The organism is Streptomyces sp. NPDC057136 (genome assembly GCF_042670885.1).
Taxonomy (GTDB): domain Bacteria; phylum Actinomycetota; class Actinomycetes; order Streptomycetales; family Streptomycetaceae; genus Streptomyces.
The window spans coordinates 269,946-282,663 of sequence record NZ_JBHUUV010000007.1; the positions used below are offsets into that span (position 1 = coordinate 269,946).

General features: G+C 69.9%; 10 protein-coding genes. 3 read left to right on the plus strand and 7 right to left on the minus strand.

The features are described 5' to 3' along the window. Positions 1 to 183: 183 nt before the first annotated feature. Positions 184 to 588 carry a DUF5997 family protein gene (locus ACFT7S_RS12365; protein WP_382730267.1) on the minus strand — a complete coding sequence of 135 codons (405 nt, stop codon included), beginning with the start codon at positions 586 to 588 and terminating at the stop codon, positions 184 to 186. 58 nt (positions 589 to 646) lie between these two features. On the opposite strand from ACFT7S_RS12365, the gene ACFT7S_RS12370 reads away from it, so the two are divergent. The 3 genes from ACFT7S_RS12370 to ACFT7S_RS12380 all read left to right on the plus strand — a co-directional run bounded on the left by ACFT7S_RS12370 (position 647) and on the right by ACFT7S_RS12380 (position 3,066). After that, a complete protein-coding gene (locus ACFT7S_RS12370) occupies positions 647 to 1,411 on the plus strand; it encodes a LysR substrate-binding domain-containing protein (protein WP_382730220.1) in 765 nt (254 codons plus the stop codon). 99 nt (positions 1,412 to 1,510) lie between these two features. Continuing rightward, on the plus strand, positions 1,511 to 2,590 hold the full coding sequence (locus ACFT7S_RS12375) for a dihydrodipicolinate reductase (RefSeq protein WP_382730222.1): 1,080 nt from the start codon (positions 1,511 to 1,513) through the stop codon (positions 2,588 to 2,590). Beyond that, positions 2,587 to 3,066 (plus strand): carboxymuconolactone decarboxylase family protein, encoded by a 480-nt coding sequence (locus tag ACFT7S_RS12380; RefSeq protein WP_382730224.1) that lies wholly within the window; start codon positions 2,587 to 2,589, stop codon positions 3,064 to 3,066. Before ACFT7S_RS12375 ends, ACFT7S_RS12380 begins: the two co-directional genes overlap by 4 nt. Positions 3,067 to 3,118: 52 nt before the next feature. On the opposite strand, the gene ACFT7S_RS12385 is transcribed toward ACFT7S_RS12380, so the two are convergent. The 6 genes from ACFT7S_RS12385 to ACFT7S_RS12410 form a co-directional block, all read right to left on the minus strand. After that, positions 3,119 to 4,765: a GMC oxidoreductase gene (locus ACFT7S_RS12385; protein WP_382730227.1), complete on the minus strand. Its 1,647-nt coding sequence runs from the start codon at positions 4,763 to 4,765 to the stop codon at positions 3,119 to 3,121. A 151-nt stretch (positions 4,766 to 4,916) separates the two neighbouring features. Then, a complete protein-coding gene (locus tag ACFT7S_RS12390) occupies positions 4,917 to 5,771 on the minus strand; it encodes a class I SAM-dependent methyltransferase (RefSeq protein WP_382730230.1) in 855 nt (284 codons plus the stop codon). A gap of 175 nt (positions 5,772 to 5,946) precedes the next feature. Beyond that, positions 5,947 to 8,769, minus strand: a complete 2,823-nt coding sequence (locus ACFT7S_RS12395) for an NHLP bacteriocin export ABC transporter permease/ATPase subunit (RefSeq protein ID WP_382730270.1) — start codon at positions 8,767 to 8,769, stop codon at positions 5,947 to 5,949. 36 nt (positions 8,770 to 8,805) lie between these two features. After that, complete coding sequence (locus ACFT7S_RS12400) at positions 8,806 to 11,097, minus strand: NHLP family bacteriocin export ABC transporter peptidase/permease/ATPase subunit (protein WP_382730232.1); 2,292 nt, start codon at positions 11,095 to 11,097, stop codon at positions 8,806 to 8,808. After that, on the minus strand, positions 11,094 to 11,900 hold the full coding sequence (locus ACFT7S_RS12405) for a hypothetical protein (protein ID WP_382730235.1): 807 nt from the start codon (positions 11,898 to 11,900) through the stop codon (positions 11,094 to 11,096). The genes ACFT7S_RS12400 and ACFT7S_RS12405 overlap by 4 nt, the downstream gene beginning before the upstream one ends. Before the next feature lie 73 nt (positions 11,901 to 11,973). Next, positions 11,974 to 12,201 (minus strand): type A2 lantipeptide, encoded by a 228-nt coding sequence (locus tag ACFT7S_RS12410; protein ID WP_382730238.1) that lies wholly within the window; start codon positions 12,199 to 12,201, stop codon positions 11,974 to 11,976. Positions 12,202 to 12,718: the final 517 nt, after the last annotated feature.

A 12,718-nucleotide genomic window follows, 5' to 3' on the forward strand; every position in this document is an offset into this window, starting at 1 on the left:
CACGGGCCGGATCACGGGCGGGCAGCACGCGCGGAACAGGTGCGGCCGGAAGGACTGACGGTGCGGCCCGGCCTCTTCTGCCTGCCGGGTCCGGGCCGGGCACGCCTCGGGCCTCCCGTTCGAACCGGGCGTGAGCCCGGCATGATCGAACGAGAGGCCCGGGGGCTCACGGACGTACGGTGGTCAGGCGCCCTGCTCGCCGGCCTGAGCGTCGCGCTCCGCGTTCTTCTCCTTGATGCGGACGGTTTCCTTGCGGACCTCCGCCTGGGTCGCGCGCTCCTTCTGCAGCCACTCGGGGCTGTCCGTCTTGAGCGCGTCGATCTGCTCCGTGGTGAGCGGCTCGGTGATACCGCCACGCGCGAGGCCCGAGATGGAGATGCCCAGCTTGGCCGCGACGACCGGCCGGGGGTGCGGGCCGTTGCGTCGCAGTTCCAGCAGCCACTCGGGCGGATTGGCCTGGAGTTCACTCAGCTCGGTGCGCGAGACGACACCCTCCTGGAACTCGGCGGGGGTGGCTTCGAGATACACACCCAGCTTCTTTGCCGCAGTTGCGGGCTTCATCGTCTGGGTGCTCTGGTGCGACGTCATGGTGTCAAGAGTATCGAGCATGTGCGCTACCTCCGACCACGACCGGTAACCTGGCGGTGTGACAAGCCCGGAAGAACGCCCCTCGTTCCGGCTCGCGTACGTTCCGGGAGTGACACCCACCAAGTGGGTGCGAATCTGGAACGAGCGACTGCCCGACGTCCCGCTGACCCTCGTCGCGGTAGCCCCCGCCGAAGTCCCAGACGCCCTGCGCGGCGGTGAAGCCGACGCCGGTTTCGTGCGGCTGCCGATCGACCGGACGGCTCTCAGCGCGATCCCGCTCTACACCGAGACGACCGTGGTCGTGGTCTCGAAGGACCACCTCGTGGCGGCGGTGGACGAGGTGACCGCCGCGGATCTGGCCGACGAGATCGTGCTGCATCCCCTCGACGACACCCTCGACTGGGAAGACGGTCTGCCGGGAATGCCCGCGATCGAGCGCCCCGTCACGACGGAGGACGCGATCGAACTGGTGGCGGCCGGAGTGGGCGTGCTCGTCGTCCCGCAGTCGCTCGCCCGTCTGCACCACCGCAAGGACCTCACCTACCGGCCGCTCCTGGACGCTCCCGAGTCCCGCGTCGCGCTGTCGTGGCCGGAGGAGGAGACCACCGATCTGGTGGAGGAGTTCATCGGGATCGTCCGCGGGCGGACCGTGAACAGCACCCGTGGCCGTCCCCCGACACCGCCGCAGCCGAAGAGCAAGCGCGCCGGGACGGCGGCCGCCAAGCGGAAGCCCGCCGGTGGCAGGGCGTCGGCCGGCAAGAACCCCCGGGGCGGTTCCGCGAGCACCAAGGGTGCCAAACGAGGCAAGCCCCGCCGCAAGTAGCAGCCCGCGGAGTGGAGGCAAAGCATCCGGCCGGGACGCTCCCGACCGGGGTGGTGACGGGTCTAGGAACCTGTCATGCCTCGCGCTACCCTCCGCCGCATGATTTCCACGGTTGTCTGGGGTACCGGCAATGTCGGCCGCGCGGCCATCCGTGCGGTCGACGCCCATCCGGCGCTGGCACTGGCCGATGTGCTCGTCCACGACCCCCGCAAGACCGGCCGCGACGCGGGCGATCTCGGCGGGCTCGGCCGTGACCTCGGTGTCGCGGCCACCGACGACATAGGCGCGGTGCTGGCCGCCGGCCCTCGTGCCGTGGTGTACGCGGCCTCCGGCGACGTCCGCCCCGACGAGGCGCTCGCCGACATCTGCCGGGCGATCAGGGCCGGAGCCGTCGTCGTCACCCCCGCGGTCTACGGGCTCTACGACCAGCTGAACGCCCCGCCCGAGCTGCGGGAACCGGTGCTGGCGGCCATCGCCGACGGCGGCGGCTCGCTCTTCGTCTCCGGCGTCGACCCCGGCTGGGGCAACGATGTGCTGCCGCTGCTGATCAGTGGCCTCGGCTCCGTCGTGGACGTCGTCCGCTGCCAGGAGATCTTCGACTACTCCACATACGAGCAGGAGGAGTCGGTCAGGGACCTGATCGGCATGGGCCGCCCGATGGACTACGAGCCACTGATGCTCGCCCCGTCCGTCCCGGCCATGGTGTGGGGCGGACAGATACGCCTGATGGCCAGGGCACTGGGCGTCGAGCTCGACGAGATCCGCGAGACCATGCACCGGCGTCCGCTCGACGCCACGGTGAGCACCAGGACGATGGGCGACTTCGAGGCCGGGACGCAGGGCGCGGTGCGCTTCGAGGTCCAGGGCATCGTCGGGGGCGAGCCCCGCATCGTCATCGAGCACATCACCCGCATCCATCCGTCCTGCGCCCCGGACTGGCCCACGCCGCCCGACGGCGACGGCGCGCACCGCGTGATCATCGAGGGCCGCCCCCGTATCGAGGTCACGGTCGCGGCCGACGACGAGGGCGAGAACCGTTCCGCGGGCGGGAACGCCACCGCGGTCGGCCGGCTGGTCGGCGCCATCGACTGGCTCGTGGCGGCCGGACCCGGACTCTACGACGCGCTCGACGTCCCGCTGCGCCCCGCGGTGGGCAGGCTCGGAAGGAGACAACGATGAACATCGACATCCCCGAGGGCAAGAACGCCATCGAGTACGTATGGGGCGACATGGTGCCCGGCATCGGGATCGCCGCTTCCAACTTCTCGCTGGCCGTGTACGCGCACACGACGCTCGGCCTCCGCGAGTTCGAGGCCGCGCGGCTGCGCGTCGCACAGATCAACGGGTGCGCGTTCTGCCTGGACTGGCGGACCGAACGCGACGGACAGAAGGTCGAGGCCGAGTTCGCCGAGGCGGTGACCCAGTGGCGTACCACCGGGGCCTTCGACGACCGGACGCGGCTGGCCGCCGAGTACGCCGAGCGGTACGCGCTGGACCACCACGGCATCGACGACGCGTTCTGGGACCGCATGACCGCGCACTACAGCCAGTCGGAGATCGTTGAGCTCAGCATGAGCATCGGCTCCTGGCTGGCGTTCGGCCGGCTCAACCGCGTGCTGGGCCTCGACACCGTATGCGTGCTGCCCGGGCACTGATGCGGTACGGGTGGGCCGGCCGAACTCCACGGATCGTCGTCGCACGGGGTCGTCACAGGTCGGTGGCGATGATCCTTTCGATGTTCCGTTCGGCGAGCGCGGTGATGGTGACGAACGGATTGACGCTCGTGTTGCCCGGGATCAGCGCGCCGTCGATGACGTACAGCCCGGAGTAGCCGCGGAGGCGGCCGTAGTTGTCGGTGGCCTTGTCCAGCACCGCGCCGCCGAGCGGGTGGTACGTGAGGTGGTCGCCCCAGATCTTGTAGAGGCCGAAGAGGTCGGTCCGGTAGATCGTCCCCTCCTTCGAGTTGATCGTGTCGAAGATCGACTTGGCCATGTCGATGGAGGGCTGTTTCCACGCGGTCTGCCAGTCCAGGTCCACGCGCCCCGCCGCGGCGTTCCAGGTGAACCGCGCCCGGTTCGGGTTCTTGGTGATCGACAGATAGAACGACGCGTAGGTCTCGATCCCTGTCGGCAACGGCGCGACCTCGGCGAACGCGCCGCCGGCCGCCCAGTTGTCGATGCCGGAGCACGGGATGCTCGACTGGAGGGCGCCGGTCGGGTCCCACATGTGATTGGCGCGCCCGCACATGACGTTGCCGTTGTCGCCCCAGCCCCTGCCGATCTCGTCGTTGAGTCCGGGCAGTGCTCCGGTGGCCTTGAGCTTGGTCAGCAGCTTGCTGGTGCCGACGCTTCCGGCGGCGAAGAACACCTTGTCCGCGGTCACCGTCTTGGTGGCCGCCGTTTCGCCGCCGGTGGTGAGCTGGTCGATGACGACCGTGTAGCCGCCGTCGGGGGACGGGGCGACGGACGTGACCTTGTGCAGCGGTGAGATGGTCACCCTGCCGGTCGCCCTGAGCTGGGCGAGGTAGGTCTGCTGCAGCGACTTCTTGCCGTAGTTGTTGCCGTAGAGGATCTCACCGGCCAGTGCCGACCTGGGGACCGTTCCCGCCGCCTCCTGCTTCATGTAGTCCCAGTCGTACACATCCGGCACGAAGACGAACGGGAAGCCCGAGCGCTGGGCGTGCTTGCGGCCGACGCGGGCGTAGCGGTAGCAGTCGGCGGACTCGAACCAGACCGGGTCGACGCTGCTGACCCCGAGCCCGGCGTTGGCGCGCGGGTAGTAAGTGCTGTACATCTCCTCGGCGTTCACCGTGGGGAGGATGGCGCCGAAGTTCTCGCGTTTGGGGGTGACGGCCATGCCGCCGTTGACCAGTGAGCCGCCGCCGACACCGCGGCCCTGGTAGACCGTGATGCCACTGAAGTCCTCGGCGTCCAGGATGCCGGTGTAGCGGGGGACGTCCTTGTCGAGCGGGAAGCCGAGGAAGTTGCTGAGGGGCTGCTTGGTCCTGGTGCGGAGCCAGAACGACCGGTAGTCCGGCGTGGTGGTGTTGGCGAAGATCTTGCCGTCCGAGCCCGGGGCGTCCCAGGACATGCCCATCTCGATCATGTGGACGTGGACGCCCGCCCGTGCGAGCCGCAGAGCGGCGACGGAGCCGCCGTACCCGGTGCCGATCACTAGGGCCGGTACATGCGCTCCGCTGTCGATGACCGGGGCGGCGATGGTGGCGGCCCTGGCCCGGGCCGTGGAGAAGGGGCCGGAGAGGGCGACGGCCCCGAGAACGGACCCCGTTCCGGCTAACAGGCTGCGGCGCGAGACACCCTTGGCGGCTCTGCCGCCGGGGCTGGAATTGCTCATAACGCGTTCCTCACTCTCGATGGAATGGGAACGAGTTCTACTGTCAGTCGCGCAATAAGTCACGACATACCGGTCGGTAATGTGGTGTGAGCGCAGGGGTGGGGGAGTCGACGCCGCAGCTCGGCGCCGACGCAACCACCCGCTGCGCCTTTCAGTGGTGCTTATACGCCGTGACCAGCAGGTATTCCCATTCCATGCCGACCGCGCCCGTCTCATCGGCGTGGCGCGACTCGGCGTGGCGCGACGCGAGGTCGTCGAGCGCGCTGTCCAGAGCGGCGACCTGCTCGGGGTCCTGAGCGATGTTCCGGTACGTGGCGATGGTCGGCCCGTAGTTGGCCTTGAAGAACTCCCGGAAGTCACCCGGCTTCCCGAACAGATCGACCCGCACCGTCCGCCGCTGCGCCTCGACGTCCGTCACCCGGTCGCCGAGCAGCGCCCGGACATGGTCCTCCCGGCCCCACAGCGGCGGGGGCTGCGCGCCGGGCGGAGGCTTGGGGGCGTACGGCTTCATCGCGGCGAACATCTGGCCGATGAACCCTTCCGGTGTCCAGTTCAGCAGGCCGATCGTGCCGCCCGGACGGCAGACGCGGATCAGTTCGTCGGCGCCTGCCTGGTGATGCGGGGCGAACATGATGCCCACGCACGACATGACGGTGTCGAACGCGTCGTCGGCGAAGGGCAGCGCCTCCGCGTCGCCCTCCCGCCACTCCAGTTCGGTGCCCTGCCCGGCCGCCAGTTCCCGCCCGGCCGCGAGCAGTTCGGGCGTCAGGTCGCAGGCCACGACGTCCGCGCCGGCCAGGGCCGCGGGGATGGCGGCGTTGCCCGATCCGGCCGCGACGTCCAGGACGCGGTCACCGTTCTTCACACCACAGGCCCGGACCAGCTCCGGACCGAGGTCCGGGATCAGCTGCGTCGCCACGGCGGGGTAGTCGCCCAGTGCCCACATCTTCCGGTGCCTGGTCTTGAGCGCTCGGTCGGCTTCGACGGGATCGGTCGCTTCGGTCATGACGGCTCTCCTCGGGGGTGCTTCCAGTGGCCGCCCGGCAAGTTCCCGTCTTCCGGCCGGAACTCTTCGTACGTGCCCTGCCACCGAGAGTAGGAGCGTGCGGGGGCCCGGGAGCCGTGCCGGACCCGGCTGACCCCATTCAGCCGGGACAATCGGCCCGGACGGCCCGAGCCCCCTACTGCATCTGGCGCCGCACCAACTCGTGCAGTCGTCCGTCCGGGTCCGCGAGCAGCTCGTCGGGCGGGCCCTGCTGGACGACGCGGCCCTCCGACATGACGATCACGCGGTCGGCGTCCAGCACCGTGGAGAGCCGGTGCGCGATCACGACCCGGGTCGCCCGCAGCGCGCGGGTGCTCTCGATCACGATGCGCTGGGTCTCGTTGTCCAGCGCGCTGGTGGCCTCGTCGAAGAACAGGATGCGGGGACGCCGCACCAGCGCCTGGGCGATCATCAGCCGCTGACGCTGGCCGCCGGAGATGGCGCCGCCACCGGCGATCATGGTGTGCAGCCCCATCGGCATCAGCTTGATGTCATCGGCCAGACCCGCCAGCGCGGCGGCCTCCCAGACCTCTTCCTCGGTGAAGACCTCGGAGCCGCTGATGCACTCCAGGATCGATCCGGTGAACGGCTGGGCGTTCTGCAGAACGACCCCGCACTGACGGCGCACGGCCGCCTGGTCGAGAGCCGCCAGATCCTGACCGTCGTACAGGACACTCCCGGTGGCCGGGCGGTCGAAGCCTATGAGCAGCCGGAGCAGGGTCGACTTCCCGCACCCGCTGGGCCCCACGACGGCCACGAACTCGCCGGCCCCCACCTTCAGGGACACCTCGTCCAGCACCGTGGGGCCGTCGTCGGTGTACCGGAAGGAGGCGCCCTTCACCTCGATCTCCCCGGACAGCGGCCCCGGTTGGGTGCTCGCGCCGCGCACCTCGGGTGCCTCGTCGAGCACGGGCTTGATCTGTTCGAACATCGGCAGCGCCGCCGCAGCCGACACGAACGCCCCGGTGAGCTGGGTGACCGCCGTCAGCAGCATCGTCACGGAGGTGTTGAAGGTCAGAAAGGCACTGGCCGACAGCGAGCCGTTGGCCGGTCCCGCCAGCAGGACGAACATGGCCAGGGAACACAGCGGCAGATACGTCGCGTTGAGGACCGTCGTCAGATTCTTGATCCGGCCGGCCCGTTGCTGGAGCTCACGGCTGCGGGCGAACTCCCGCGCCCACGCGGCGTACGCGAAGCTCTCCGCCCCCGCGACGCGCAGCTTGGGCAGCCCGCGCAGCGTCTGGAACGCCTGGTTGTTGAGCTTGTTGCCGAGCTCCACCAGGCTGCGCTGCCACCGCAGTTCCCACATCCCCATGGTGAGGAACACCGCGACGATCACGATCAGCATCCCGATCGCCGCCAGCGCCAGCGGGACACTGAACCACAGCAGCAGGGCCAGATTCATCACGCCGACCGTGCCCGCCTGCAACGCCACCGGGCCGACGCCCGACAGGACCCGCCGGATCGCGCTGACACCCATCGCCGCGCTCGCCAGCTCCCCGGTGGAACGCTCGGTGAAGAACGACGTCGGCAGCCGCAACAGCCGGTCCCAGACGGCCGGTTGGAGGGTGCTCTCGATACGCCCCTCCATACGCAGGACCGTGAGGTTCTGCAACAGCATGAAGGCGGCCGACACCACCCCGGTGATGATCACGGCGAGGGAGACCTGCATGATGAGGCCGGTCTCGGCGTTGGGCACATAGACACCCAGGATCTGCCCCGTCGCGATCGGGACCAGCGAGCCGAGCCCGACCGTCACCAGCCCGGCCAGTGCCAGGTTGCGCAGATCGGCCCTCGTACCGCGCAGACCGAAGCGCGCCAGCTGCCACTTGCTCATGGGCCGCTCAGGCAACGGGCGGTAGAACATGACGGCGCGCTGCTCGAAATCGCCGGCACTGCTCCGGTCGACGCGGGCTCTGCGGCCGGTCACCGGATTCACCGCCTCGTACCCGCCCCGCCGCCACAACAGGGCGACCGGAGTGCCCGTCGCGGACCGGTGGCCCACCAGCGGGCCGGTGTTCTCACGCCACCAGCGACCGGTCAGCCGGACCGCGCGCGTCCGGACGCGCGAGTGGACGGCGACCTGCTCGACCGGGTCGCTCCGGTCGCTCACGACGTCGCCCGCCGGGGGCTGCGAGAGCGTGATGCCGGCCGCCCCCGCGACCAGTCGGCAGGCCGCGTACGTGGCATCGTCACCGCCCGCCGAGGACGGGCGTGCGGTCCTCCCGGTACGGCCGATGGAGGTCAGCAGGGCCCGGTCGGCCTCGTCCCGTACGGCTTCGCCCGCCTTGAGGCCTGCCGCCGCCCGGTCCTCGTGCGCCCGCTCCAGCCGCTCGATCCAGCGGTCCAGCGCGGACAGCAAGCGGTACTGCCGGTTGACCATGCCCTGCCACAGCTCGCCGTCGACGAGCAGGTCACCGGCCGCCTCCGCGCTGAACGCGGCGCCGTACTGCACGCTGCCGGGAGAGACCGGCAGCCAGAGGATGTCGTCGTCGGTCACTGTCTCGTCGAGCGCCGTCCGGCCGTCCAGCGGAGCTTCGAACAGGACGCGCTGCCCCCGCCCCACCCCCAGTGAGAAGGCGTGCTCCAGCAGACTCAGCGTGCCGTCTGCGGCGTCGTACTGACTGAGGTACTGACCTTCGTAGGCCCCGGGATACGGGTACTCGGGCCGGTACAGCTCCCGCAGCGCGATCCGGCGCAGCACACAGCCCTGCAGCGGCCTGCCGATCAGCGTGTGCTGCGGCCCTTCGACCGGTCCCAGCAGCAGGGTCCCCGGCTCCAGCCGGCCGAGGAAGTGCCAGTGCCCCTGCTCCACCGTGTCGACCGCGAACAGGTCCAGCGCGCCGTCCACGACGAGCCACAGCACCTGCGGCCCTTCGAGGGAAAGACTGCGCAGCCCGGTGCAGTCGACCTGTGCGCCGAGGCCCCCCAGCGCACCGATGACCGCGTCGTGCCCCATGGCACCGGGGTCCGCGGCAGGGTGTACGGATACCACTCAGTGCTCCTTGACCAACTGGGCGTACGGCCCCCCGGCGGCGACCAGGTCCTCGTGCCGTCCGCGCTCGACGATGCGACCGTGATCCAGGACCACGATCTCGTCGCTGTCCCGGACCGTGCTCAGCCGGTGCGCGATCACCACGCAGGCACAGCCGCGCCGGCGCAGCGCGTCGATGACGAACTGCTCGGTCTCCGCGTCCAGGGCGCTCGTGACCTCGTCGAGCACCAGGACGCTCGGCCGGCGCACCAGCGCCCGGGCGATCTCCAGACGCTGCCGCTGGCCGCCCGAGAAGTTGCGGCCGTCCTGCTCCACCCGGCTGTGAATGCCACCCGGGCGGCGGGCGACGACCTCGTACAGCGCCGCGTCCTGGAGGGCGGCCACGACCGCGTCGTCCGGGACCGACGGGTCCCACAGCGCCACGTTGTCCCGGACCGTTCCCTCGAAGAGGAAGACGTCCTGGTCGACGAAGGAGACCGACGCTGCCAGCGCGCCCCGGGGAATGTCCTCCAGACGCTGTCCGTCGATGCGGATAGTGCCCTCCCACGGGCTGTACAGACCCGAAATCAGCCGGGAGACCGTGGACTTGCCGCTGCCGGACCCGCCGACCAGCGCCACCTGCTGACCCGGTCCGACGGACAGCGAGAAGCCGGTGAGGAGCGGTTTGTCGAGCGGGCTGTAACCGAAGGTGATCTCCTCCAGCGTCACATGACCCTTGAGCCTGCGGGTACTCGGCGAGACCTCGTCCCGGGAGTACAGCGGGTCCACGGGAAAGTTCTCCACGTCCTTGAGCCGGGCCACGTCGGCCGCGAAGTCCTGAACGCGGCCCGCGACCCCGTTGAGCCGGGTGACCGGGGCGGTGAACCGGGTCACCAGGGCCTGGAAGGCGACCAGCAGACCGATCGAGATATGGCCCTCGACCGCACGCAGCCCGCCGATCCACAGAATCAGCGCGCTGTTGAGCGTGGCCAGAGCGGGGGCGACGATGCCCAGCCACGCGCTCGGCACCCCGAGACGCTGCTGCTCCTCCAGTGTCGTCGCATGCTGCCCGGCCCAGCGGCGGAAGTAACCGTCCTCGCCGCCGGTGGCCTTCATCGTCTCGATCAACTGCAGGCCGGTGTACGAGGTGTTGGTCAGCCGCGCGCTGTCGGCCCGCAGCTTCTGCGTGCCGGTGGCCCGCAGGCGTATGACGATGCGCATCGCGACGACGTTGAGGAGGGCGATGCCCACCCCGATGACGGTCAGCTGCGGATCGTACGTCCAGAGCAGGAGGGCGTAGAGCAGTACGACGATCCCGTCCACGCCCGCCGCTGTGAGATCCCGGGCGAGGGTCTCGGCCACCGCGTCGTTGGACTGGAGGCGTTGCACGAGATCGGCGGGGCTGCGCTGGGCGAAGAAGGTGACCGGCAGCCTCAGCAGATGCCGGAAGAAACGGGCGCTGCCGAGCGTGGACGAGATGATGCGCCCGCGCAGCAGATTCGCCTGCTGCAACCACGTCAGGACGACGGTGAGCGCCACCATGGTGCCCATCGCCGCGAACAGCACACCCAGCAGCGAGCGCTGATCGCCGATCAGGAACATGTCGATGTACGTACGGCTGAGCGCCGGCAGGGCGGCGCCGACGGCCACGAGCAGAAGGCTGGCGAGCAGAGCGGCAAGCATCGTGCCGGAGGTGCCGCGCAGCCGGGCCGGCAGGGCCCTCATGATGCCGGGCTTCCTGCCACCGCGCCGGAAGCCGGTGTCGGGTTCGAGGACCAGGACGATCCCCGTGAAGCTGGTGTCGAAGTCCTCCGCGGGCACGAAACGGCGGCCCTTGTCGGGGTCGTTGATGTACACCCCGCGCCGTCCGAGACGGCGCCCCATGCCGTCGTACACGACGTAGTGGTTGAACTCCCAGAACAGGATGGCGGGGGCCCGGACCTCCGCGAGCGCGGCCGGTTCCATCTGCATGCCCTTGGCCCGCAGTCCGTAACTACGGGCCGCTTTCAGTACGTTGCTGGCGCGGGAGCCGTCGCGCGAGACGCCGCAGGCGATCCGCAGCTCCTCCAGCGGAACGTGCCTGCCGTAGTGGGCGAGCACCATGGCCAGCGAGGCGGCGCCGCACTCCAGTGCCTCCATCTGGAGCACGGTCGGGCTGCGGACGGTCTTCGGCTTCGGGCCCTTCGGTGCGGTCCTGCCACGAGAACGGCCCCTGTCGACGGGCGCCTTGCCCGGACGGTGCCGGCCCCGGCCGGGCGGCGGGAGCTGCTGCGTCGAGGGGGAGGCGTGCGGGGCGGCCTGAGGGGCGGTCAAGGGAGCAGCCAATCGATCGGACGCTGGTCGGCCAGGTGGACGACGCCCGTGGCCGGGGTCATGGAGCCGATCGCGTACGGGGGGCCCTGGTGCGACGACCACTGGTAGCCGGATGTCGTGGTGGACGACCGGTCCAGCCGTACGAGGACCGCCACCGGCCTGCCGTGGACCGAGAACTGCTCACCCAACTGGGCGTCGCCGAGGGAGCGGGCGATCTGCTGCCGCGTCAGGGCCGCCCTGCCGACGGCCGTCACCCGGCCCCGCAGCACACCGAACTGCTGGGTCGGCACGGACTGGACAGTGAGATCCACCGAGGCGCCCACCGGGACACCCGGTCCGCTGTCGCCCGGCACGTACAGCACCGCCATCAGCGGATCGTCGGCGCTTTTCATCCGTTCCACGCTCGCCACGTCGGCGCCGGTGCCGACCACCGCGCCGATCGTCGCCGAGAGAGCGGTCAGCCGGCCCGCGTCAATCGTGCGCACGACTCGATCCCCTTGCTCCGTACGGACTTTGAGCAGGGGAGAGCCGGCAGGCAGTGTCTCGCCCTCCTCGGCGAGTACGCCGGTGATCTGACCGGCGACGGGGCTCTGGAGAACGTAACTTCCCTGCGCGTGCGTGAGGATGGCGGGTGCGCTCAGGGTGGAGGAGACGGTGCCCGTCATGGCCCAGAAGCAGGCCGCCGCCATGACCGCCACGGTGACGCCGAGCACGAGCCGCCCCTGCGGACGGGCGAAACGCACCGGGAGGTCGAGCTCCTCCGGCGACTGGAGCTTGGAAAGGGCCTGTTGGCGGAAGCGCACGGAACTCTTCCCTCACCTGTCGCTTTCGGCGGTGTGCCCCGGAACCGAAGGGTTCCGGGGCACACGTGCGGTCTCAGAGGCCGGCGGCGAGACCGGTGGCGAGGCCGGTGACGGCGCCGGTGTTGACACCGGTGGTCGAGCCGACGAGGCCCGTGACCGAACCGACGACGGCGCCGACGGGGGCGATCGACTCGGCGGTGGCCGTCACGTTGCCGAGCACGCCACCGACGAGGCCGCCGGAGACGTTGTCGAGGTCGGCGTCGGAGATCTCGAGGGTCTCAACCTGGGGGGTGAAGTTCATGATTGTGCTGCCCTTCGTGTGGATATTCAGCATCCGGTAACGCCTTTGCGCGCTCCCGGCATTGGGCAGGATCAAAGCACGCCGACGCCCGGCACAGCGAATCGAACACTGCCTGATCAGGGGGTCTCCCCTTCACTCGAATGGCTTTACGTGCAGACATGTTCATGTTGTGCGAGCAGGTTCCACATGAGCTTCACCGGATGAATTCCCTTTGGTCGGAAGTCTCTTTGCCGCTACTCGGACACTTCCGTACCAAAGGCCCTGCGCCTGGGCCGTGCCCCCGCTGCCGGGTGGTCGGCGTGACCGGTCTGCGTATGCGGTGTGCAGGTTCCGCATGCCATTCCGGTTGTGCTCCGGGGAGTTGGAAAACGCAAAGGCCCGGGCGGTATGCCCGGGCCTGCGAACGCGAAGGGTGCTGCTTGTCAGCCCTTGCGGTTGTGTACTTCTTCGGTGAGTTGGGGGACGACGGTGAAGAGGTCTCCGACGATGCCGTAGTCGACGAGGTCGAAGATGGGGG

Bases quoted from the DNA above. Each gene is read 5' to 3' on its own strand.
- ACFT7S_RS12365 (WP_382730267.1), bottom strand. From the start codon at position 588: ATGACGTCGCACCAGAGCACCCAGACGATGAAGCCCGCAACTGCGGCA.
- ACFT7S_RS12375 (WP_382730222.1), top strand. From the start codon at position 1,511: ATGATTTCCACGGTTGTCTGGGGTACCGGCAATGTCGGCCGCGCGGCC.
- ACFT7S_RS12380 (WP_382730224.1), top strand. From the start codon at position 2,587: ATGAACATCGACATCCCCGAGGGCAAGAACGCCATCGAGTACGTATGG.
- ACFT7S_RS12385 (WP_382730227.1), bottom strand. From the start codon at position 4,765: ATGAGCAATTCCAGCCCCGGCGGCAGAGCCGCCAAGGGTGTCTCGCGC.
- ACFT7S_RS12390 (WP_382730230.1), bottom strand. From the start codon at position 5,771: ATGACCGAAGCGACCGATCCCGTCGAAGCCGACCGAGCGCTCAAGACC.
- ACFT7S_RS12395 (WP_382730270.1), bottom strand. From the start codon at position 8,769: ATGGGGCACGACGCGGTCATCGGTGCGCTGGGGGGCCTCGGCGCACAG.
- ACFT7S_RS12410 (WP_382730238.1), bottom strand. From the start codon at position 12,201: ATGAACTTCACCCCCCAGGTTGAGACCCTCGAGATCTCCGACGCCGAC.